Origin of the sequence: Streptomyces lydicus, from assembly GCF_004125265.1 — a bacterium.
In the GTDB taxonomy this organism is placed as follows: domain Bacteria; phylum Actinomycetota; class Actinomycetes; order Streptomycetales; family Streptomycetaceae; genus Streptomyces; species Streptomyces lydicus_C.
Genome location: NZ_RDTE01000003.1, coordinates 5,468,662 through 5,490,718 on the forward strand (window position 1 = coordinate 5,468,662; position 22,057 = coordinate 5,490,718).

15 protein-coding genes are annotated in these 22,057 nt (G+C 73.1%); 11 read left to right on the top strand and 4 right to left on the bottom strand.

The window, feature by feature from the left end; genetic code table 11:
• The 3 genes from D9V36_RS26640 (at window position 1) to D9V36_RS26650 (ending at window position 5,504) form a co-directional block, all read left to right on the top strand.
• Window positions 1–3,084 carry an SUKH-4 family immunity protein gene (locus tag D9V36_RS26640; protein WP_129295976.1) on the top strand — a complete coding sequence of 1,028 codons (3,084 nt, stop codon included), beginning with the start codon at window positions 1–3 and terminating at the stop codon, window positions 3,082–3,084.
• 262 nt (window positions 3,085–3,346) lie between these two features.
• On the top strand, window positions 3,347–4,282 hold the full coding sequence (locus D9V36_RS26645; protein ID WP_241721351.1) for an LCP family protein: 936 nt from the start codon (window positions 3,347–3,349) through the stop codon (window positions 4,280–4,282).
• A gap of 229 nt (window positions 4,283–4,511) precedes the next feature.
• On the top strand, window positions 4,512–5,504 hold the full coding sequence (locus D9V36_RS26650; protein ID WP_241721050.1) for a cellulose-binding protein: 993 nt from the start codon (window positions 4,512–4,514) through the stop codon (window positions 5,502–5,504).
• Between the two features lie 60 nt (window positions 5,505–5,564).
• Here the strand turns inward: D9V36_RS26650 and D9V36_RS26655 are convergent, their stop codons facing one another.
• Entirely contained in the window at window positions 5,565–7,067 is a 1,503-nt protein-coding gene (locus D9V36_RS26655; protein ID WP_129298708.1) for an MFS transporter, read from the bottom strand.
• Between the two features lie 520 nt (window positions 7,068–7,587).
• Between D9V36_RS26655 and D9V36_RS26660 the strand changes: the two genes are divergently transcribed.
• Together D9V36_RS26660 and mfd are read left to right on the top strand one after the other, a co-directional pair.
• Entirely contained in the window at window positions 7,588–8,163 is a 576-nt protein-coding gene (locus D9V36_RS26660) for a phospholipase A2 (protein WP_241721352.1), read from the top strand.
• A 206-nt stretch (window positions 8,164–8,369) separates the two neighbouring features.
• Window positions 8,370–11,915, top strand: coding sequence for a transcription-repair coupling factor (gene mfd / locus D9V36_RS26665; RefSeq protein ID WP_129295980.1), 3,546 nt, complete (start codon window positions 8,370–8,372; stop codon window positions 11,913–11,915).
• A gap of 550 nt (window positions 11,916–12,465) precedes the next feature.
• Here mfd and cpt read toward each other — a convergent pair.
• The 3 genes from cpt to D9V36_RS26680 form a co-directional block, all read right to left on the bottom strand.
• Window positions 12,466–13,002, bottom strand: a complete 537-nt coding sequence (gene cpt / locus D9V36_RS26670) for a chloramphenicol phosphotransferase CPT (RefSeq protein ID WP_129295981.1) — start codon at window positions 13,000–13,002, stop codon at window positions 12,466–12,468.
• Window positions 13,003–13,019: 17 nt separating this feature from the next.
• The gene (locus D9V36_RS26675) at window positions 13,020–14,600 is read right to left on the bottom strand and encodes a DUF2079 domain-containing protein (protein ID WP_129295982.1); all 1,581 of its coding nucleotides are present in this window, start codon (window positions 14,598–14,600) and stop codon (window positions 13,020–13,022) included.
• A 217-nt stretch (window positions 14,601–14,817) separates the two neighbouring features.
• Window positions 14,818–15,606, bottom strand: coding sequence for an amidohydrolase family protein (locus D9V36_RS26680; protein WP_129295983.1), 789 nt, complete (start codon window positions 15,604–15,606; stop codon window positions 14,818–14,820).
• A 132-nt stretch (window positions 15,607–15,738) separates the two neighbouring features.
• On the opposite strand from D9V36_RS26680, the gene D9V36_RS26685 reads away from it, so the two are divergent.
• The 6 genes from D9V36_RS26685 to D9V36_RS26710 all read left to right on the top strand — a co-directional run bounded on the left by D9V36_RS26685 (window position 15,739) and on the right by D9V36_RS26710 (window position 21,807).
• Entirely contained in the window at window positions 15,739–16,110 is a 372-nt protein-coding gene (locus D9V36_RS26685; RefSeq protein WP_206739734.1) for a MerR family transcriptional regulator, read from the top strand.
• Window positions 16,111–16,449: 339 nt separating this feature from the next.
• Complete coding sequence (locus tag D9V36_RS26690; RefSeq protein WP_129295985.1) at window positions 16,450–17,088, top strand: SurA N-terminal domain-containing protein; 639 nt, start codon at window positions 16,450–16,452, stop codon at window positions 17,086–17,088.
• A gap of 82 nt (window positions 17,089–17,170) precedes the next feature.
• Window positions 17,171–18,187 carry a nucleoside triphosphate pyrophosphohydrolase gene (locus tag D9V36_RS26695; protein ID WP_129295986.1) on the top strand — a complete coding sequence of 339 codons (1,017 nt, stop codon included), beginning with the start codon at window positions 17,171–17,173 and terminating at the stop codon, window positions 18,185–18,187.
• Window positions 18,188–18,270: 83 nt separating this feature from the next.
• Window positions 18,271–18,762 carry a hypothetical protein gene (locus D9V36_RS26700; RefSeq protein WP_129295987.1) on the top strand — a complete coding sequence of 164 codons (492 nt, stop codon included), beginning with the start codon at window positions 18,271–18,273 and terminating at the stop codon, window positions 18,760–18,762.
• A gap of 477 nt (window positions 18,763–19,239) precedes the next feature.
• Window positions 19,240–20,496 carry a cytochrome P450 family protein gene (locus D9V36_RS26705; RefSeq protein WP_129298709.1) on the top strand — a complete coding sequence of 419 codons (1,257 nt, stop codon included), beginning with the start codon at window positions 19,240–19,242 and terminating at the stop codon, window positions 20,494–20,496.
• A 303-nt stretch (window positions 20,497–20,799) separates the two neighbouring features.
• Window positions 20,800–21,807 carry a transglycosylase family protein gene (locus D9V36_RS26710; RefSeq protein WP_277753468.1) on the top strand — a complete coding sequence of 336 codons (1,008 nt, stop codon included), beginning with the start codon at window positions 20,800–20,802 and terminating at the stop codon, window positions 21,805–21,807.
• The last annotated feature ends 250 nt before the right edge of the window (window positions 21,808–22,057 follow it).

Here is a 22,057-nt window from a genome sequence, read left to right on the forward strand (position 1 = left end):
GTGACGTTCGCGCAGGCGCAGGAGCGCGCGGAGCTGTGGGTGAACGGTGACGTCCCGGCGCCCCTGCACCGTGAGGTGCGGGTGCGGGAGTTCGATCTGGGCTTCGTGGCCTGGTCCGAGGACCGGGAGGGTGGTCCGTCGACGGATGGCGGCCGGGCCCGGATGGTGATCGCGCGGGACAGCGGGGAGACGACGCTGTGGCCGGGGCTGCCGGTGGGTGAGGTGATCCGGCGTTACGAGGAGGCGTACGGCGCCCCCGTGGACGGCGGGCACGGCGCGGCCGAGGCGCCGCCGCAGCGGATCGATCTGGAGGCCACATCGTTTCTGCTGACGCCGCCGGAGTGGCTGCAGGAGGTGGCGGACACGATCGGCGGGCCGGGCCGGCGGGGCGCCGGGGGCACGGGCGCCGGGAGTACGGGTGCCGGGAATACGGGCGCCGGGGGCGCGGGTGCCGTGGGGGCTGCTGGTGCGGCGCCGTCGGCCTCCCCGGCGGTTTCCCCCGGGGCTTCTTCGCCGGCCGCACCCGTGCCCGCTGCCGCGCCGCCGGCTGCGGACGCCTGGGCGGGCGTGGACGTCAACGGCACCGAGGGTGCGGCCGCCCCCGCCGATGAGGAGGCGGCCGGGGCCCCCGGTGCGCCGACGCCGTGGGCCGGGGCGGACACGACTGCCGGCGCGGGCGGCGAGGACCGCTCGGTGGGGCTGCCCGCGACGGTCTTCGCGCCGCCGCTGGCCGGTTTCGACGAGGAGGACGACGCCCCGCAGGGTCCCCGCGCCCGGCCGGAGGCGAAGACCGAACTGCTGCACGGCGGCAGTTCGTTGCCGCGTACGCAGGTGGCGCCCGCGCTGGACCTGCCGGACCGGGCCGGACCCGGTGCGGGGCCCGAGACAGGCCCCGTGGCCGGCCCCGAGGCCGGTCAGGCGCGCCCGGCCGGCGGGCCGGGCGGCGTCCCGCTGCCGCCGCCGATGCCTGCCGCGCCGCCCGCCGCCGCGGGGCTGCCGGATCTGCCGCCGCCGTCCGGCCCGCCGGCCGTCGACGTACCGCCGCCGCCGGGTGTCGCTGCGCCCGGTCCCGGGACGCCGCCCGCGCCGCCCGCGGGCGGTGGGGATGCCGGGGTGCATGCCGCGGCGACGATGCTGGCCGACGGTGCGGCGCTGCCCGGTAACGCCGCCGCCGGTCCGCCGCCGCCTCCCGGCGTGCCCGGTCCCGCCGGTGCGGGCCGTGGCGGTGCACCGCAGGACCCGGCGCAGGCCGCCACGGGCGACGCCGGGGCGCGCCCGTCCGGCGGACCCGCGGCGTCCGGCCCCGGTGCGTCCGGAGTCCCGGCCGGTGGTTACGTACCGACGCGGATGGTCTCGCAGCTGGACGCGGCGGAGCTGGATCTCAGTGCAGTGGACGGGCCGGGCGGGACGGACGGGCCGGGAGGGACGGGTGCGGCCGGCGGGTCCGGCGCTTCCGGTTCGGGGTCCGACGGGTCCGGCGCTTCCGGTTCGGGTTCCGGCGGCACGGGTTCCCCCGCCGCGGGGGGTACCGGTGGCGGTGGGGTGCATGCCGCGGCGACGATGCTCGCCGACGGTGCGTCGCTGCAGGCCGGTCTGGCGGGTGCCGGCGGTCCGGGTGCCCATGGGCCCGGCGGCGGTACCGGTGGCCCCGGTGTGCCGCCGCCCGCGCCTCCCGGCCCGCCCGGTGCGCCCAAGCCGCCCGGTCCCCCCGGCGCGCCCAGGCCCCCCGGCCCGCCCGGCAGGCCCACCGCGTCCACGGGCGGCCGGGGCTCCGGCAGCCCGGACGGTCCGCCTCCGCCGCCCTCCGCACCGCCCGCCCCGCCCGCCATGGGTGGCGCCGGTGGCGGTGGGGTGCATGCCGCGGCGACGATGCTCGCCGACGGTGCGTCGCTGCAGGCCGGTCTGGCGGGTGCCGGCGGTCCGGGTGCCCACGGCCCCGGCGGCGGTACCGGCGGCCCCGGTATGCCGCCGCCGTCCGGACCCGTCGCTCCGCCCCAGGCCCCGCCCGCCCCGCCCGCGCCTTCGCAGGGACCGCCCGGAGCGCAGCAGGGCCCCGGCGGCAGCGGCGCGTACGGCTCTCCGCAGGCGCCCGGCGGTCAGCCGACCGTCGGCCCCGGCTATATGGCCGTACTGAGCTATCGCGCGCCGGACGGCTCCGAGCAGAAGATCGTGCGCCGGTCGGCGCCCGGTACGCCGCATCCGGAGTGGCAGCTGCTGCACGAGCTGCGCGGGATGAACGTTCCCCCGCAGCAGGTGCTGGAGCTGCACACGGAGCTGGAGTGCTGCGATCTGCCGGGTGGATACTGCGCCCGGATGATCCGGGACACCTGGCCGCAGGTGCGGATCAGCCACACCGCCGCGTACGGCAGGGACCATGCCTCGCGCCAGCAGGGCGTACGGCACCTCGTCGAGCATCAGGGCGAGTTGCACCAGGTCGCGGACGGTCCGGCGCGGCCGGCGCCGGTGCGGGTGCCGTTGCCGCATCCCTCGCAGGTGCAGCCGGTGCCCCCGGTGCCGCCGCAGGCGGTCGGGCAGGAGCTGGAGCAGGCGTTCGGACCGCAGGGGATCTTCCGTTTCGATCAGCGGGCGGTCTCCCGGCACGGCGTGCCCGAGGTGGTGGCGCAGACGCTGGTGTGGTCCGGGCTGCCGGTCGACTTCGGGCCGTTCTTCTGGGCGCAGGCGCAGCCGGGCCGTCCGGTGCCGACGCTGGCGGAGCTGGCGGCGGAGCGGATGGTGCAGCCCGCCTCGGACGCCGGGTCGTACCTGGTGATGGGCAATGACTTCGGCCGTCAGCTGTGTGTGCAGTACGGGACCGCGCACATCGTGGCGGTGCCGATGGAGGCCGGCCTTGGCGGTGCGCCCGCGACGCCGCAGTTCGTGAACTCCGGTCTGCCGGAGTTCGTGCGCGCCCTGGCGATGCTGGGGCGGATGTGGCGGCTGCGGTACGGGCTGACGCCCGAGCAGGCGGGCCGCTGGACCGTCGACTTCCAGGCGCAGCTGGTCGCGCTGGACCCGCCGGCGCTGGGTTCGCCGGAGACCTGGTGGTCGGTGCTGCTGGAGCAGATGTGGGACGGGCTGCTGTAGGGGCGGTGGCGGCGCTCCCCCGGGGGCGCCGGGCTTTGCGGTAGGGCATGGCCAGGGCGTTCGACGAGCGGGACGGGTCGGGTGCCCCGACCATGCGTATATGGGCCGTCCGATACCCCCGTTGTCGCAGCCGTCGTCGTCGACGCCGGCGACGCGGTACCGGGCGGGGCGCCCGCGCTGGTGGCACCGGCGGCGGACGGCCGGGTCGCTGCGCGGACCGGGACCGCCCCGGCGCCGCTGGGCATGGCTCGTCTGGCTCCTGGTGTCGCTGCTGGTGCTGGCCGTGGTGGTGGTCGCGCTCGGGGCCTGGCTGTATGTCTCGGCGGGGCGGCAGCTGCGGCACAAGGACGCGCTGGCCGACTATCCGGGGCGGCCGCCCGCGGGCAGGGGCACGAATTGGCTGCTGGTCGGCTCGGACAGCCGCAGCGCGCTGACCCCGCGGCAGCGCAGGGAGCTGCACGTCGGCAACGACGAGGTGCGGAACACCGACACGATCATGGTGCTGCACTACGGCGGTCACGGACCGTCGCTGGTCAGCCTGCCGCGCGACAGCTATGTGCCGATACCGGGCCACGGCAGGCGCAAGATCAACGAGGCCTATGCGGACGGCGGGCCCCAGCTGCTCACCCGAACGGTGGAGCAGGCGACCGGGCTGCGGATGAACCACTATGCCGAGGTGAACTTCCTGGGGTTCGTGCAGGTCGTGGACGCCCTGGACGGTGTGCGGCTGTGTCTGGACAAGCCGCTGCGGGACGAGAAGTCGGGGGCCGACTTCGCGGCGGGCTGCCGTCGGATGAACGGCGCCCAGGCGCTGGCGTACGTACGGGCCCGCTACACCGACCCCGACGGTGACCTCGGACGGGTGAAGCGCCAGCGGCAATTGCTCGGTGCGGTTGCCGACGGGATGGCTTCCCAGGACGTCCTGCTCGATCCGTCCCGGCTGCAGCGGGTGCTGCACACCTCGCTGGCGGCGCTGACCGTGGACCAGGGCGCCGACATGGCGCGGGTGCTGGATATGGGCTGGTCGATGAAGCAGATCGCCGGGGGCGACGGGTCGGCGACGACGGTTCCGGTGGTGCGGCCCGGGGTGGATGTGAGCGGTGTGGGGTCGGTCCTGCAGTGGAACGAAACCGGGGCGAGGCGGCTGTTCCAGGCACTGCGCGCAGATGATCGGATTCCGACTTCTGGCGATAAATAACGCATCCTGGTGGGTGGGTTGGACGGAGTGTCGCGAGGCGCGGCGTTCGGTGCGATCCGCGGAAAGTGCGGGTCACTGCACGGTGCTGCACGGAATCATGCGAGATGAAGCGGAACGCTGCGGGTCGCGCGACTGCTGTGCGCGGCGGAGAGGGGCTTGAGGGATGAGTGCATCGGTTTCGCCTCACGGGTTCGAGACCGTACGAGGGCGTGGGTACCGGCCACAGGACGTGGACCGCCGGGTCACGGGGATCTCGGTGGACCGCGACTCCTGCTGGGAGCGCGCCGCACGGCTCACCGTCCTGCACAACCAGATGGAGGCCGAACTCGCGGAGCTGCGCGGCTATCTGGCGCAGCAGCCGCCGCAGACGTATGAATCGCTCGGCAGCGAGGCCCGGCTGATCCTGACGACCGCGGAGTCCGAGGCGGCCCGGTTGCGGGCCGAGGCGGAGCAGGCGGCCGAGCGGATGCGCGGCGAGGCCGCCGCCCACGCGGACGACGTCCGGGACGCGGCCGAGCGGGCGGCCTACGCGCTGCGGGCCGAGGCGGACACCCGGGCCCGGCGCACGGACCGGGCGGCGCGCGGGGAGGCCACCGAACTGGCGGACGTGGCGGCCGAGGACGCCGAGCGGCTGCGGAGCGAGGCGGCCGAGGGGCTGGCGGAGGTGCGCCGGCGTACCGCGCAGTTGCTCAGCGACCAGGAGAAACGGCAGACGGACGAGTGGGACGCGGCTGGGCGGGAACTCGTGGCGCTGGAGGAGGAGACGGACCGGTGCGTCGCGGAGCTGGACGCCCGCGGGAAGGCCCTTCGCGCCGACGCCCGGCGGCTGTACGCGGAGGCGGAGGAGACCGCCCGGCACCGCCAGGAGGACGGCGAGGACCGCGCCGCCGGGCTGCTGGCCCGGGCTCGGGCGGAGGAGGAGCGCATCGAGCGGGCCACCGAGCGGATCCTGCGCGAACACGACGCGGAGCGTGGGGAGGCGCGCGTCCATATGACCCATGTCCGCAACAGCCTGGCGGTGCTCACCGGGAAGGCGCCGGTGGCGGAGGAGGGCGACGAGGGCGCCGGGGGTGCGGAGGGCGGCGGACGGCAGGAGGGCGCCGCTGCCGGCTCGGGCTCCGGTTCCGGCTCCGGCATTGGCTCCGGCTCCGGTCCCGGTTCCGGGGAGGACGACGCCCTGGAGGTGCGGCTGCCCCGCCGTCGCGGCGGCCCGGGCGCCTGACCGCACCGCCCGCACCGCCCGCCCCGGCCGGCCGTCCCCGCCCGGCTGTTTCCCGCCCGGCTATGTCGCGTCCGGCTCCCCCTCGCCCGTCCCGCGGGCGTCCGAGTGCACCGGGAAGCGCCGCGGCGCCAGCAGCAACAGCGCGGCCAGCGCGAGCCCGGCGGCCGCGGCGGCGCCGAGGTAGACGTGGTCGACCGTGGTGTCGACGGCGCGGCGGAGGTAGTCGGTGGCATGAGCGGTGAGGGCGCCGGGGTGCTGGAGGGCGTGGGAGACCGCGTCCAGGTCGCCGGGCAGCCCGGGGCGGATGTCCGAAGGGGCGTGCGCCAGACGGTCGTTGAGGGTGGCGTTGGCGAGGGCGCCGAAGAGCGCGGCGCCGAGGGACTGGCCGACCTGGCGGCAGAAGAGTATGGAGGCGGTGGCGGTGCCGCGCTCCGCATAGCCGACCGAGGACTGGACGCCGATGATCAGCGGGAGCTGGAAGAGGCCGAGGGCGGCGCCGAGCGCCAGCATGATCAGGGCGGGCTGCCAGGCGGCGCCGGGGTAGGGCAGCAGGAGGAAGGCGAGCAGCACCAGGCCGGCCCCGCCGATGCCGAGCGCCGAGCAGGTGCGGATGCCGAGGCGGTTGTAGACGTGGCTGCTGAGGGCGGCCGAGACCGGCCAGCTCAGGGTCATGACGGACAGCACGAAGCCGGCGGCCGTCGGGCCCAGGCCCAGCACCGCCTGTGCGTAGGTGGGCAGGAACACGGTCGGCGCGACCATCAGCAGGCCCAGCGCGCCGAGGGCGAGGTTGACGGCCGAGATGGTGCGGCGGCGCCAGACCCAGCCGGGGATGATCGGTTCCGCGGCACGGCGTTCGATGAGGACGGTGGCCGCGGCGCACAGCGCACTGCCGGTGAACAGCAGCAACGACGGCGCGGAGTACCAGGACCAGGCCACCCCGCCCTGGACCAGGGCGGTCAGCAGCAGCCCGCCACAGGCGAAGATCGCCAGCGCGCCGGGCCAGTCGACCCGGGCGCGGCGGGCCGGTGCGCCCGTCGTTTCCCGTGCCGGCTCGGAGAAGTACCGCACGACCAGCCAGAGGGCCACCACCCCCACCGGCACATTGACCAGGAAGATCCACCGCCAGTCGGCGTAGGCGGCGAGCAGGCCGCCCAGCGCGGGTCCGGCGACCGACGATACGGCCCAGACGCTGGAGAGCCTGGCCTGGATCCTGGGGCGTTCCTTCATCGGGTAGAGGTCGGCGGCGATGGTCTGGACGGTGCCCTGGAGGGCGCCGCCGCCCAGGCCCTGGAGCACGCGGAAGGCGATCAGCGAGGCCATGTTCCAGGCGCCCGCACAGGCCAGCGAGCCGGCGAGGAAGAGCGCGATACCGGTGATCAGGATGGGCTTGCGGCCGAAGGTGTCGGAGAGCTTGCCGTAGACGGGCAGGGTGACGGTGACGGCCAGCAGATAGCCGGAGAAGAGCCAGGAGAAGACCGCGAAGCCGCCGAGGTCACCGACGATCTGGGGGATGGCGGTGGCGATGATCGTCGAGTCGAGGGCGGCCAGCGCCATGGCGAGCATGAGGGCGGCGACGACGGGTCCGCGCCGCGGATCCGCGGGCGCCGGGCCCGCCGTCCGCGGGGCCTTGCGGGTGCTCCGGCCGGCCGGTCGCGCGCTGTTGCTCACCGTTCCCCCTCCGTGGGACCTTCCGCAGGTCCTTGTATGCTGCACCCTTCCATGCGGGGGCGGAGTGCGGAACCGCGCATCCGGGCGAGCGGCGACTCGACGGGCTCCGGGCTGCGGCGCGGCAGCGGTCGCGACGCCAGAGGTGTTCCAGATCACAACAGGGCGTGCGCGCGAGGGATTTGCTCGCATCACATCCCTTTTGTGCGCGAGGTTCATTCAGGCATAGTGGCCAAAACGTGCCCTCATCTCCCATATCAGGCCTTGCGGAATGCGGGGTTCCCTGGGCGGGCGCCCGGGCATTTCCGTTAATTCCCTCTGCGGGGCCGCGCTGTCGCGCTATTTTCCTCCCCGAAGCCGATTTCGGATACGGCTTCCCATGCAGCATGAAATCGGGGAAGGAAAACAAGTGAACACGATGCGGACCTCTTTCGGGGGTGTCGTACTGGCCGGAGTCCTCGCTCTGGGGACGGCGGCACCCGCGCTCGCCGAGGTGCCGGCGACGGGGGCGGGCGCGACCGGACCGTCCGCCGTGGCACGGCAGATCTCCGCGGCGGACGTGGCCGGTCCCGCGGTCGGCGGGGCGTACCGGCTGGCGAAGCTCAAGTCGCTGACCAGCAAGGGGCAGGCGTCCAAGGACGCCTGGTTCAAGTATCTCGGGCTGTACCGCTCGGGCTCGAATTACTTCCGGTTCAACTGGAGCACCAACGGCTGCAACAGCTCGCCGGAGAAGCTGCCGGGCGGCTACGACTTCACCTACTCCTGCCACCGCCACGACTTCGGTTACCGCAATTACAAAACAATTGTGGGGAAGGCGGCCTGGCGCCGGGACCACAAGAAGCGCATCGACGACGTATTCCTGCAGGACATGCGCCAGGCCTGTCAGTACAAGCCCTGGGCCGACCCGCTCACCCCGGCGATGCGGAAGAAAATGAAGGCCGCCTGCCTCAAGACAGCGGACAAGTATTACGCCGCGGTCAGGGTCGCCGGCTGATCTGCCGCTCCGGCCGGTGCCGCTCCCGGCCGCGACGGCTCGCGCCGCGGCCGGGAGGAGGGCCCCGGCGCGTACTGACCGCCGCGCCGGGGCCCTGTCGGGTTTGCGGCCCGCCCGGGTGGCGGGCGGGCGTACGCTTGGCAGCCCCGGCCCGTGAGACGTGTCGGGCTGCTGCGTTGTTCGCCTCGCTGGGACGGAATCTTCTGATGAGCCTGACTGGTCTGCTCGACGCCGTCGTACGGGACCTGGCGCTCGCCGAAGCGCTGCAGGCCGCGGCCGACGGGAACCGGCCTCATGTGGACCTGGTGGGGCCGCCCGCCGCCCGTCCGCTCGCGGTCGCCGCGCTGGCCCGGCAGGCCGGCCGCCCGGTGCTCGCGGTGACCGCCACCGGCCGGGAGGCGGAGGACCTCGCCGCCACGCTGCGCAGCCTGATGCCGGCCGGCGAGGACAACTCCGTCGTGGAGTTCCCGTCCTGGGAGACGCTGCCGCACGAGCGGCTCTCGCCGCGCTCGGACACCGTCGGCCGGCGCCTGGCGGTGCTGCGCCGGCTCGCCCACCCGCGCGCCGACGACCCGACGGCCGGCCCCGTCTCCGTCGTCGTCGCCCCCATCCGCTCGGTGCTCCAGCCGCAGGTCAAGGGCCTGGGCGACCTGGAGCCCGTGAGCCTGCGCACCGGGCAGAGCGCCGACCTCGAAGAGATCGTCGACGGCCTGGCGGCGGCCGCCTACGCCCGCGTCGAACTGGTCGAGAAGCGCGGTGAGTTCGCGGTCCGCGGCGGGATCCTGGACGTCTTCCCGCCGACCGAGGAGCACCCGCTGCGGGTGGAGTTCTGGGGCGACGACGTCGAGGAGATCCGCTACTTCAAGGTCGCCGACCAGCGGTCCCTGGAGGTCGCCGAGCACGGCCTGTGGGCGCCGCCGTGCCGTGAGCTGCTGCTGACCGACTCCGTCAGGGAGCGGGCGGCGGCGCTCGCCGAGAAGCATCCCGAACTGGGCGAACTGCTCGGCAAGATCGCCGAGGGGATCGCCGTCGACGGCATGGAGTCGCTGGCCCCGGTCCTGGTGGACGACATGGAGCTGCTGCTGGACGTGCTGCCGGCCGGGAGCATGACGCTGGTGTGCGACCCGGAGCGGGTGCGCACCAGGGCCGCCGACCTGGTGGCGACCAGCCAGGAGTTCCTGCAGGCGTCCTGGGCGGCCGGCGCCGGCGGGGGCGAGGCGCCGATCGACGTGGGCGCGGCCTCCCTGTGGGGCCTCGCGGACGTCCGGGACCGGGCGCGCGAGCTGGGGATGATGTGGTGGTCGGTCAGCCCCTTCGCGTCCGGGGAGGAGCTGGAGGGCGACGGCGACACCCTCAAGCTGGGCATGCACGCCCCCGACACCTACCGCGGTGACACCCAGCGGGCGCTGGCCGACACCAAGCAGTGGCTGGGGGACGGCTGGCGCACGGTGTTCCTCACCGAGGGGCACGGCCCGGCGGCCCGTACGGTCGAGGTCCTGAGCGGCGAGGGCATCCCCGCCCGCCTGGACGCCGACCTCGCGGAGCTCTCCCCGTCCCTCGTCCATGTCTCCTGCAGCACCCTCGACAACGGCTTCATCGACCCGGACCTCCGGATCGCCGTCCTCACCGAGACCGACCTCTCCGGCCAGAAGGCGGCCGGCAAGGACGGCGCCCGGATGCCGGCCCGCCGCCGCAAGACGATCGACCCGCTGACCCTGGAGGCCGGCGACTTCATCGTCCACGAGCAGCACGGTGTCGGCCGCTACATCGAGATGGTGCAGCGCACGGTCCAGGGCGCCACCCGTGAATACCTCCTCGTCGAGTACGCGCCCGCCAAGCGCGGCCAGCCCGGCGACCGCCTCTACATCCCCACCGACCAGCTCGAACAGGTCACCAAGTACGTGGGCGGCGAGGCCCCCACCCTGCACCGGCTCGGCGGCGCCGACTGGACCAAGACCAAGGCGCGCGCCAAGAAGGCCGTCAAGGAGATCGCCGCCGACCTCATCAAGCTGTACAGCGCGCGGATGGCGGCGCCCGGCCACACCTTCGGCCCGGACACCCCCTGGCAGCGCGAGCTGGAGGACGCCTTCCCGTACGCGGAGACGCCCGACCAGCTCTCCACCATCGCCGAGGTCAAGGAGGACATGGAGAAGTCCGTCCCCATGGACCGCCTGATCTGCGGCGACGTCGGCTACGGCAAGACCGAGATCGCGGTCCGTGCCGCCTTCAAGGCCGTCCAGGACGGCAAGCAGGTGGCGGTCCTGGTCCCGACCACGCTGCTCGTGCAGCAGCACCTCGGCACCTTCACCGAGCGCTACGGCCAGTTCCCGGTCAACGTCCGGGCACTGTCCCGCTTCCAGACCGACACCGAGGCCAAGGCCGTCCTCGAAGGGCTGCGGGACGGCTCCGTCGACCTCGTCATCGGCACCCACCGGCTGTTCTCCTCCGAGACCAAGTTCAAGGACCTGGGCCTGGTCATCGTCGACGAGGAGCAGCGCTTCGGCGTCGAGCACAAGGAGCAGCTGAAGAAGCTCCGCGCCAACGTCGACGTCCTCACCATGTCCGCCACGCCCATCCCCCGCACCCTGGAGATGGCGGTCACCGGCATCCGCGAGATGTCCACGATCACCACCCCGCCCGAGGAGCGCCACCCGGTCCTCACCTTCGTCGGCCCCTACGAGCAGAAGCAGATCGGCGCCGCCATCCGCCGTGAACTCCTGCGCGAGGGCCAGGTCTTCTACATCCACAACCGCGTCGAGTCGATCGACCGCGCCGCCGCCCGGCTCCGCGAGATCGTGCCCGAGGCCCGTATCCAGACCGCCCACGGGCAGATGGGCGAGTCCCAGCTGGAGCAGGTCGTCGTCGACTTCTGGGAGAAGAAGTTCGACGTCCTGGTCTCGACCACGATCGTCGAATCGGGCATCGACATCTCCAACGCCAACACCCTGATCGTCGAGCGCGGCGACAACTTCGGCCTCTCCCAGCTCCACCAGCTGCGCGGCCGGGTGGGCCGCGGCCGCGAGCGCGGCTACGCCTACTTCCTCTACCCGCCGGAGAAGCCGCTGACCGAGACCGCCCACGAGCGGCTGGCGACCATCGCCCAGCACACCGAGATGGGCGCGGGCATGTACGTCGCCATGAAGGACCTGGAGATCCGCGGCGCGGGCAACCTCCTCGGCGGCGAACAGTCCGGCCACATCGCCGGCGTCGGCTTCGACCTCTACGTACGGATGGTGGGCGAGGCGGTCGCCGACTACCGCGCCTCCCTGGAAGGCGGCGTGGAGGAGGAGCCCCCGCTCGAAGTCAAGATCGAACTCCCGGTGGACGCCCACGTCCCGCACGACTACGCCCCCGGCGAGCGGCTGCGCCTGCAGGCCTACCGCGCCATCGCCTCCGCCTCCACGGAGGAGGACATCGCGGCCGTCCGCGAGGAACTGGTCGACCGCTACGGCAAGCTGCCCGAGCCCGTGGAGAACCTGCTGCTGGTGGCCGGCCTGCGAATGCTCGCCCGCGCATGCGGGGTCTCCGACATCACCCTGCAGGGCTCCAACATCCGCTTCGGCCCGGTGGAGTTGCGCGAATCGCAGGAGCTGCGGCTCAAGCGGCTCCACCCCCGTACGGTGCTCAAGCCGGCCACCCGCCAGATCCTGGTGCCGCGCCCGGCCACCGGAAAGATCGGCGGCAAGCCGTTGGTCGGGCGCGAGCTGCTGGCGTGGGTGGGGGAGTTCCTTACGACGATTTTGGGCTCGTAGCCGTTTTGGGCTCCTAGCCCTGCTTCCCACGTTGTCGGGTGCGGCGCCGTGTGCCTTCTGTTGTTTTCGCCTTCGGCGGGGGTGGGGTGTTGTTTGGGCGGGGGCCGCTCCTGCTGTGTGGTGGGTGCCGGTGGTGGGCCTCCGGGGTCTGTGTTGTGGACTGCTTCGCTTTACGTCCACAACACAGACCCCTCCGACCCACCGCCTCCCGCCCGGGACGGCGACCCCCGCCCGGTGGGGGTAAAGGTTCTAAAGACCAGTAGCTCGGCCCGCATCGTGGCACGGGCCGAGCTACTGGTCTTTGTCTTTTCCTGCTCCCCCACCGGGGTGGGGTCCCTCAAACCGGCGGGAGGGGGCGGGGCCGTAGGGGTGGGTGTGTGGACGTAAAGCGAAGCAGTCCACACACCCACCCCGGAGGCCCCGAACCCGCCACCCACCACCCAGCGGGGACCCCACCCCACAAACCCCTCCCGCCGAAGGCGAAAACCGACGACAACCAACCCCGCTCCCGCCGAAGGCGGGAAAGAACAACAGAAACAAAAACGGCGGATCACCCGGCAACGTGGGCGGCAATCCCCCGCGCGCAGGCGCTCGGATCCATAGAGGTCGTGTCGACCTCAAGGTCGTAGCGGACGCCCCGGTGGACCAGCGCCGCCTGGGTGGCGGCCATGCCCACCACCCGGTCCCCGCGGGCGCGTTCGCGGGCGGCGGCGGTGTCGGGGTCGCAGTGGACGCCGACCCACAGCACCTGCAGGCCGTCCAGCGCCCGGTGCCAGCGGTCCTGGCCCGCGCCGCCGTCCAGGAAGACCTCGTCGAGGATGATGCCGGTGCCGGCCCGGGCCATCGCCGCGATGCCGTGCAGCCAGCCGGTCTGCAGCGCGCGGAAGGCGGGCCCGACGGTGACCGTGCCGTCGGGCGCGAGGACCAGCCCGTCCGGGGAGGTCATCAGGGCGGGTGGCAGGGCGGCGATGAAGGTGTCGATGCCGAAGGTCAGCCAGGGGCGGGGCAGGGTCTCCTGCAGGGCCCGGGCGAGGGTGGAAGTGCCTGCGCTGGAGCCGCCGTTCAGGACGATCACGTCGGTGGTCATCGCGGTACCGTACGCGGTCAGCGGGCGGATGTCCGGTGAAATACCAGCAGGTCCCCGGCGCCGCCCAGGATGACGTAGGTGGACTTGGGGTGGCGGGCGGCGGCCTCCGCCAGCGCCTGGTGCGGGGTGCGGTTGTCGCGGAGCTGCACGGCGACGTACTCCGGCGACAGACCGCCGGTGTCGCCGATCCAGAAGGCCCGGGTCCGGCCGGCCAAGCGGCTCAGCGGCCGGATGTCGGACTCCACGCTCGCACCGTCGGGTATCCGCGCCAGCAGCTTCTCGGCGGCGATGGCGTCCGGCGGGGTGCGGTAGGTGGCGCCTTCGGTGAGGCGGGCCAGCGGGAGCGTGGTGGTCAGCGCGAGGGCCACGGACACCACGGCGGCCGGCAGATGGTGGGCGTACGAGCGCAGCCAGGGCCGGGCGGAGACCCGGGCCCCGGGCAGGGCGTCGATCAGGGCGAGGAAGACCACCGGCATCAGGACGGCGTTGTAGTGCCAGTCGGTGCCCCAGTAGTGCGGCTCGTGGGACAGGAAGCGCCAGCCCAGCGTGGGCAGCGCGACCAGCAGCAGCGGGGAACGCAGCGCGAGCAGGCCGGTGGTGGGCAGCAGCACCCACAGCGTGGTGCGCACGGCCGTGACGAGCGGGATGGTGAGGCCGCCGCCGTCGGCGCCGAACTTGCTCCAGTAGTCGTACGAGCCGGAGCCGTTGAACCCCGGTATCAGCACACCGAGGGTCACGGCGGTGGCGCTGAGGCCGAAGCCGACCAGGCCGATGGCCAGCGGGCTGGCCCGCCGGGTACGGATCAGGGCGAGCGCACCGATGACAGCCGCGGTCACCCCCAGGTCCTCCTTGACCAGCACCAGCGGCGCGGCCCAGCACACCACCGCGGTCCACCGCCCGCGCAGCACCGCTTCGAGCGCGAAGGCGATCAGCGGCAGCGCGAAGGCGATCTCGTGGAAGTCGAAGTCGACGGCCCTCTGCACCCCCCAGGACGTGCCGTAGGCGACGCCGATCGCCAGGCCGGGGACGCGGCCCAGCGCGCGGGCGGCGGCGCGGGTGACCGGTATCGCGGACACCGCGATGAGCGCGGCCTGCGCGAGCAGCAGGGTCAGCGGGGAGGGGAACAGCCGGTAGAAGGGGGCGAGCACGATCAGTACGGGACTGAAGTGGTCACCGAGGATGTTGGTCCCGGGGCCCTTGAGGTCGACGATCGGCGCCTGGAAATGGGCGTAGCCCCGTATGGCCTGTTCGAAGATGCCCAGGTCCCAGGAGGACGCGGACAGGGTGCGGAAACTGTGGAGTGCCAGCAGCGCGAACGCGACGAAGAAGAACCCCGCCGTCCAGTACGGGTCGAAGCGAGGGACGCGCAGGGGGGCGGTCCGGGCGCGCAGCCGGTGCACGGTGCGCCGCAGCCGGCCGGGCCGCTCCGGTGGCGGTGCGCCGGTGGCCGCGGCCTCGTGGCCGACCGGTGACGAGGCGGACCGGGGCGCCGGGACGGACCCGGCCGGGACAGCGGTACGGGGCGGCGGCACGGCGCCGACGCCCTCCCCAAGAATCCGTCCGGGGGCGCCCCCAGCCGTTACTGCGGCCGTGTCCATGCGGATCCTCACTCTCAACTGTCGAAAAGATACTCGAAGCGGAGCCCCGGCCGGCCCGGCGATCGCTGAGACGAAGGTGGCGGGAGTGGCGGTGGGGGCGGGCCGTGGCAAGGGAGTGGCAGTGGGTCAGACGTGGGCGCCGGCCGGTCCGTTCCGGGGCGGCCCGCCCCTCGGCTCCGGCCGGCCACCGGTCACGGACGCTTCGCCGGCCGGCCGGTCAGCAGACTCCCAAAAGCTGTCCCACGGTCCCTCCCAGCACCCTGTCACGGACCTCACCGGGAGAGGTGACCCGTTCGACCGTGGTACGGGCGAGCACGGGGTCGCCATAGGGGGCGTCCGAGCCGAACAGCGTGCGCTCGGGGATCTCCTGGATCGCCAGCCGCACCGCGAAGATCAGGCTGGCCGTGGACAGTTCCAGGTACATGCTCGGGGTGTCCCGCACCAGTTCGACGGCCTCCATCCAGTGCACACCGCCGAGCTGACTGACCACCAGCGGAACCGCCGGGTACCGGGTGGCGAGCCGGGAGAGGGTACGCAGGTCCTCGGCGGTAGTGGGGGCGAAACCGTGCACCACGACCGGCAGTCCGCCCTGGTCGTGGGCGGCCCGCAGCACGGGTTCGATCCGTGTGGCCTGACCTGCCGGAGGGGTGAGCTCGCCGATCCCGCGCAGCCCCCGCCCCACCACGTCGCGCTCGACCACGGCCGCGATGCCCTCCTCGGGCAGATCGAGCGGAACGGCGCCGAACCCGATGAACCGGTCCGGATGCACGGCCAGCGCCTCGTCCAGCTCCCGCCAGGCGGTGCGGTAGCCGTCGGCATCGTTGCCCCGGCCCGCCAGGGCCTTGTCCAGGACGCTCATCTCGCGGCGCAGCGAGGCAAGATCGACGGCCCGTTCCGGGTGCGGGCGCGTCGCGAAGAGCACCGTGCGGTCCACCCCGGCGTCGTCAAGGCCGGCGAGATGCTGCTCCACCGGGTCGTGGACATGGCTGTGGGCATCGATGATCACAAGGTTCTCCGATTTCTCCGAGGGAGTTCGTCATCCGGAATGCGACCGGGCGATCCACTGTTGCTCCCTGACACCGTGGGAAGGTCAACTACGGAGAGGTCGGGGACGGGACGAGAGGTCGGGGGTGGGACGGTGCTCATCGGAGAACTGGCCGGACGGACCGGGACCAGCGAACGCCTCCTGCGCCATTACGAGCGGGCAGGCCTGCTGCAGCCCGGGCGCCTGCCCAACGGATACCGCAGCTACGACGAGGGGGCGGAGGCCGCGGTACGCCGGATCCGGGCCCTGCTCGCGGCGGGCCTGCCGACCCGGATCATCCGCCAGGTGCTCCCCTGCACCACCGACGGGGCAACGGTGCTGCCGTGCCCCGGAATCCTGGACGCACTACGCACCCAGCTGCGCACGCTGGACCAGCGGTCTGCCGAGATCGCCACGGCCCGGGAGCTCCTGCAGCAGACCATCACCACCGCAGAGACCGCGTCCGGTGTGCCCATGTCGTCCTGACCGGTGCAGGGGCCGGGGGCAACGGCCTTTCGTCGCAGTGGTGTTGGGGTGACCGCAGCGGTGAGCCGGTCCGGCCAGGAGCCCCTTACGGTTGTTGCAGGTCAGATGGCTGTCGTCATCCAGCTCTGCCGCGGATTCCGGTGTTCCGATCATGTTGCCGGCGCCATGGCCGTCGGTAGCCCTGCAGCCCGCCGAGGGGGGCAGCGACGAACCGGCGCCCGGGAGCAGAACCGTCCCCGCCCCAGATCGTTGGCCGAAGCAGTGGCCTGGGCCACGCCGACTCCATAGCATCGATCCACCAAGGTCGAGACTCCGTCGCACGATCTGCCGGGAGGCCATGTGTTCCGCCGTAGGACAGCGCTCTCCGTATCCGCCACCGCCGGCCTGCTGGCCGCGGCCCCGTTGCTCGCGGCCTGTGGCAGTGATGCCCATCCCGGGGCCGCGGCCATCGTGGACGGGAAGCGGATCACCGTCTCGCAGTTGCAGGCGAAGGTGAAGGATGTCCGCGCCGCGCAGGCCAAGTCGCCGCAGGGCGACCAGCTCATCATGAACACCGGCCGGCTGAGCCTGGCCACCCTCAACGGCATGATCTTCGACGAGGTGCTGGCCCGCGGCGCGCACGATGCCGGGGTGACGGTCACCCGGCGCGACGTCCAGCGGTGGCGGGCGCAGGCGGAGAGGCAGGCCGGCGGCGCCGGCCGGCTGAAGGAGATGTGGCTCCAGCAGGGCATCGCCCCCGACGAGATCGACTCCATGGTCCGCAATCAGCTGCTGCTCGACGGCGTCGCCCAGCGGCTCGGCGCGGACCGCGGCAAGCCGCAGGGCCAGCAGAAGCTCGCCCAGGCGCTGGCCAAGACCTCCCGTTCCATGGGGATCGACGTCAATCCGCGGTTCGGCAAGTGGGACGACCACCAGGTCATCCTCGGCGAGACCAAGGACCCGTGGATCACCAAGGAGCCGGCGAAGCAGCAGGCCTGAGCCGTCCACCGGCGCCAGGCGTCACCGGCGCCGGTTGTCCACCGCCCCGGGCGTTGTCAGTGCGGTGCGTTACGTTCGAGGCGTGAACGCTGACGCCTCTGCCGCTGACACCGGCGCCGAAGCCCGCCCCGAGGGCACCGGCACCGGACGCCTGGTCCTGCTCACCACCAGCCACCGGGTCGCCCCCGGACTCCTGTCCTGGCCCGCGTGGCAGATCCTGCGCGGGGCGGACCGTGTGCTGTGTGCCGACCCGGACCATCCGCAGCTTCCCTATCTCCGAGAAGCCGGCATCGAGGTGGAGACGGCCGCCCCCGCCGCCCGCGAACTGGTCGATTACTGCGTACCGGGCGGCCGTACGGCCGTCGTCCTGACCTCGGCGGACGGTGAGAGCGCGCTGACCGACGGCCTGGCCCGGCTGGCCGGTTCCGGCCGCGAGACCATGCCGGACCTGGAGCTGCTGCCCGGCTCCTACGACCTGCCCGGCGCCCGGCTGCTCGACCTCGTCCAGGTCATGGACCAGATCCGCGCCGCCTGCCCCTGGAGCAGCATCCGTACCCACCGCGACCTCGCCAAGTACGGCATCGAGGAGGCGTACGAGCTGGTCGAGGCCATTGAGGAGGACGACCGCGAGGCGCTGCGCGAGGAGTTGGGCGATGTCCTCCTCCAGGTCGTCTTCCATGCCCGGATCGCCCAGGACGACCCCGACGAGCCGTTCTCCCTCGACGACGTCGCGGGCGGGATCGTCGAGAAGCTGATCCGCCGCCATCCCCATGTCTTCGGGGACGCGGATGCGGCGACCCCGGAGGACGTCAGGACGCAGTGGCTGCGGGCGAAGGCGGAGGAGAAGCAGCGCGATTCGGTGACCGAGGGCGTGCCACTGGCCCAGCCCGGTCTGGCGCTGGCGGCGAAGCTCGCCTCGCGCGCCCGCACGGCAGGGCTCGATGTGGAGCCCCCGGCCGGCCAGGGCATCGGGTACGAGCTGCTGGCGCTGGCGATGCGCGCCGAGGCGGAGGGCGTGGACCCGGAGGCGGCACTACGGGCGGCGGCGCGGGCCTACCGGGATGCGGTGGTGGCTGCCGAGGGCGGCGCCGGTTCGTGACTCCTCCGGCGCGGGGGAATCGTCGGTCGGCGTGAGGGCGTGAGGGCGTGAGGGCGTGACGGGGCGGTGAAGGGAACGTCGGGATGAGCTACGAACTGCACGCCGTGATCGCCGGCGGGGAGATGCTGCGCGGTGCGTCGCGGGGGATGGCTGCTACCCGGCCGGCATCGATCGGCCAGGGACTCGCGCTGATACCGATGACGGACGCCCTCTCCGATTCCTTCGCCGCCGCCGCCGCCGCTGACGACGACGCCGACGGTGTGGGCATTCCGGGGTTCTGGCGGCTGACAGAAGGCTGCGGGAAGACCCTCGCCGACTGGTCGGCCGCTGGTCCGGTGGCCTACGTGGAAGCCGAGTACTTCGGCGGCGTGGGTGAGCAGCAGGCTGCCGTCTGGGATGGCGGCGCCCTCGTGCTGGGACCTCTCCATGCCCAGGAGGGCCGGGCGTTTCCCCCGGCCGGCAGCCCGATCTCTCAGGCGCTTCGACGGCTGGGCGTAGTGGCAGGTGCCGGCGAGGACGAGTTCTCAGCCGTGGGGTTGGACCGGCACCGGGACGGACGGGCATGGATCGCTTGAGGGCGGGCGGCCGCTGAGTTCCCGGCCACGGGCCGGAGCGTCTCCACACGGACCGGAGCGTCACCACACGGGCCGGAGCGTCACCACAGGGGCCGGGGCATCACCGAGCCACGGAGTCAGCCGCCTCCGGGGCGGCCACCGGCTCCCGCTGCCCGTGAGCTTTTGACGGAGGACGGTGCGGCAGGGGCCGGACAGCGCGCGGGCGCACCACGGTGTGCCACCGGTTACGGTCGGAAGGTGCACGACAAGCCCGACGCCCCCGATGCCGACGCCCCCACCGCTGCCGCCGCCACGGGCTGCCCCGTCTCCGACGCCTCCGCGGGCCGGCCGGCCTCCGACGCGCCGGCGGGACCCTCTCCCGCAGCCGACGTCCCCACTGCCCCTGCCACCACGGGCTGCCCGGCCTCCGACGCCGCCGCGGGCCGTCCGGCCCCCGCCCCCGACGCCTCGACGGCCTGCCCCACCCCCGCCCCCGAGCTGTTCACCTGGGAGTTCGCCGCCGACCCCTACCCCGCGTACGCCTGGCTGCGGGAGCATGCGCCGGTGCACCGGACCGAGCTGCCCAGCGGCGTCGAGGCCTGGCTGGTGACCCGCTACACCGAGGCGCGGCAGGCGCTCGCCGACGGCCGGCTGTCGAAGAACCCGGTGCACCACAGCGAGTCCGCGCACGGCAAGGGCAAGGTCGGCATCCCCGGTGAGCGCAGCGCCAACCTGATGACGCATCTGCTCAATATCGACCCCCCGGACCACACCCGGCTGCGCCGGCTGGTCTCCAAGGCCTTCACCCCGCGCCGGGTGGCCGCCTTCGCCCCGCGCGTCCAGGAGCTGACCGACCAGCTCATCGACCGGTTCGCGGCGAAGGGCGAGGCCGACCTCATCCACGAGTTCGCCTTCCCGCTGCCCATCTACGCGATCTGCGATCTGCTGGGCGTGCCGCGCGAGGACCAGGACGACTTCCGCGACTGGGCGGGCATGATGATCCGGCACGGCGGGGGGCCGCGCGGCGGTGTCGCCCGGTCCGTGAAGAAGATGCGCGGCTATCTCGCCGAGCTGATCCACCGCAAGCGGGAAACCCTCGGCGACACCGCGGAGGCGGACGAGGATCTGATCTCCGGCCTGATCCGGGCCTCGGACCACGGCGAGCACCTCACCGAGAACGAGGTTGCCGCGATGGCCTTCATCCTGCTGTTCGCCGGTTTTGAGACGACCGTGAACTTGATCGGCAACGGCCTCTACGCCCTGCTGCGCCACCCGGCCCAGCGCGAGTTGCTGCAGAAGTCGATCACAGCGGGCGACACCGATCTGCTCACCACCGGCATCGAGGAACTGCTCCGTTACGACGGCCCCGTGGAGCTGGCGACCTGGCGGTTCGCGACGCAGGAGCTGACCCTGGGCGGGCAGCGGATCGCCAAGGGCGACCCGGTCCTGGTGGTGCTGGCCGCCGCCGACCGCGATCCGGCGCGCTTCACCGAGCCGGACGTCCTGGACCTGACCCGCCGTGACAACCAGCACCTGGGGTACGGGCACGGCATCCACTACTGCCTGGGGGCACCGCTCGCCCGGCTCGAAGGGCAGGCCGCTCTGGCGACGCTGCTGACCCGGCTCCCGGACCTCCGGCTCGCCGTGGAACCGGACGCCTTGCGCTGGCGTGGCGGGCTCATCATGCGCGGACTGCGGTCGCTGCCGGTGGAGTTCTCGCCCGAACGCCCTGACCAGCGACAAGGGGAGAAGTGACAGAGAGTCAGGTGCGTGACCTTCGCGTGATCTGCACTACACCGACTTGTGACTACCCGTGACCCCGGCTACCTTTCCACCGACGATCGACGGGCTTCACCCGGTCGGCCGAAGCGGTGATGTGGGGGACCGGTGTAACGGTGCGCCTCGTGCGCGTCGGCCGGATGGGTGCGGGTACCCGTCGAGCAGCTCGCAGAGCTCGTCGTACAACTCAACCGCCGCGCGAAAGGCATCCGCATGCGTTCCGGGAACGGCCGACACCGTCGACCCCGCCAGGCACCGGCCATCTTTGTCACGGCGGGAGTGACCGGCGCAGGCTTCGCCCTGCCACTGCTCGCCGCGAGTGGCGCCCACGCCGCCGACACCGCGACCTGGGACAAGGTCGCCCAGTGTGAGACCGGCAGCGTCTGGAGCGCGGCTCCGGGCAACGGCTACTACGGCGGGCTCCAGCTCACCCAGGAGATGTGGGACAACTACGGCGGCTCGGCCTACGCCTCGCGCCCCGACCTCGCCAGCCGCTCCCAGCAGATCGCGGTGGCCGAGTCGATCCTCGACCACCGCGGCCCGGACGTCTGGTCGAGCTGTGCGGTGAGCGCCGGTCTGGCCAAGGACGGCCGGGCGCCGGAGGTCGACCCGGGCAACGTCGCCACCCCCTCGCCCGCCCCGTCGGACGACGGCGGCTCCCCGGACCCCTGGGACTCGTCCGGCAGTCCTGACTCGTCCGGCAGCCCTGACGCTTCGGGTTCCGGCGGGACGCATGACCGGCCCGGTGACGAGCCGGCCGACCCGAAGCCGTCGCCCGACGCCCCGGGCTCTGCCGGGACGCACGAGCCCGGCGACGGGGCCCCGGACCCGACGACGCCGGACGACCGGGCCGACGACCCGTCGCGGTCCGCCGACCCGTCCACCGACCCGTCGCAGTCCACCGACCCGTCCGATGACCCGTCGCAGCCGGCCGGCCCGTCCGCCGACCCGTCCGAGGGCGGCAGCCGTACGGACACCTCCGGCACGCCGCGGGAGACGCCCGCGAAGGGCAAGCACCGCGGCGGTGCGGGTGACGGGGGTGCCGACGACGGGGGCAGGTCCGCCGGCGGCCGGCACGCCTCGCGCGGCGACGCCGAGCGCACCGGCCCGGCGGCCGACGGCGACTACACCGTGCGCCCGGGTGACACGCTGTCAGCCATCGCCTCCGCCCACCGGCTGTCCGGCGGCTGGAGTGCCCTCTACGACCGCAACGAGGACGTTATCGGCTCCGACGCGGACCTGATCAAGCCGGGCCAACTGCTCGATCTCGGGCACTCCGTGGGGTAATTCGCCGCCGTTCGACCGCTTTTGGGAAAGTGAGACAAGGGTCTCGTTGACGCGGATGAACCCCGGTGTGTGCCGCCTCGGCAAACCGGGGTTCACCTGCGGGTATGTGACCCACTCGTGATCAAAAGCGGTCAACTTGGTTCAGATGGTGGGGTTTGAACCCCAAGCCCATTACTGCTTAACGTCAGGACCGCTCGCCAAAGCGGGCCCTTTGATCACACGCCGAATCCTGCCGGTGATCGGAGGCACT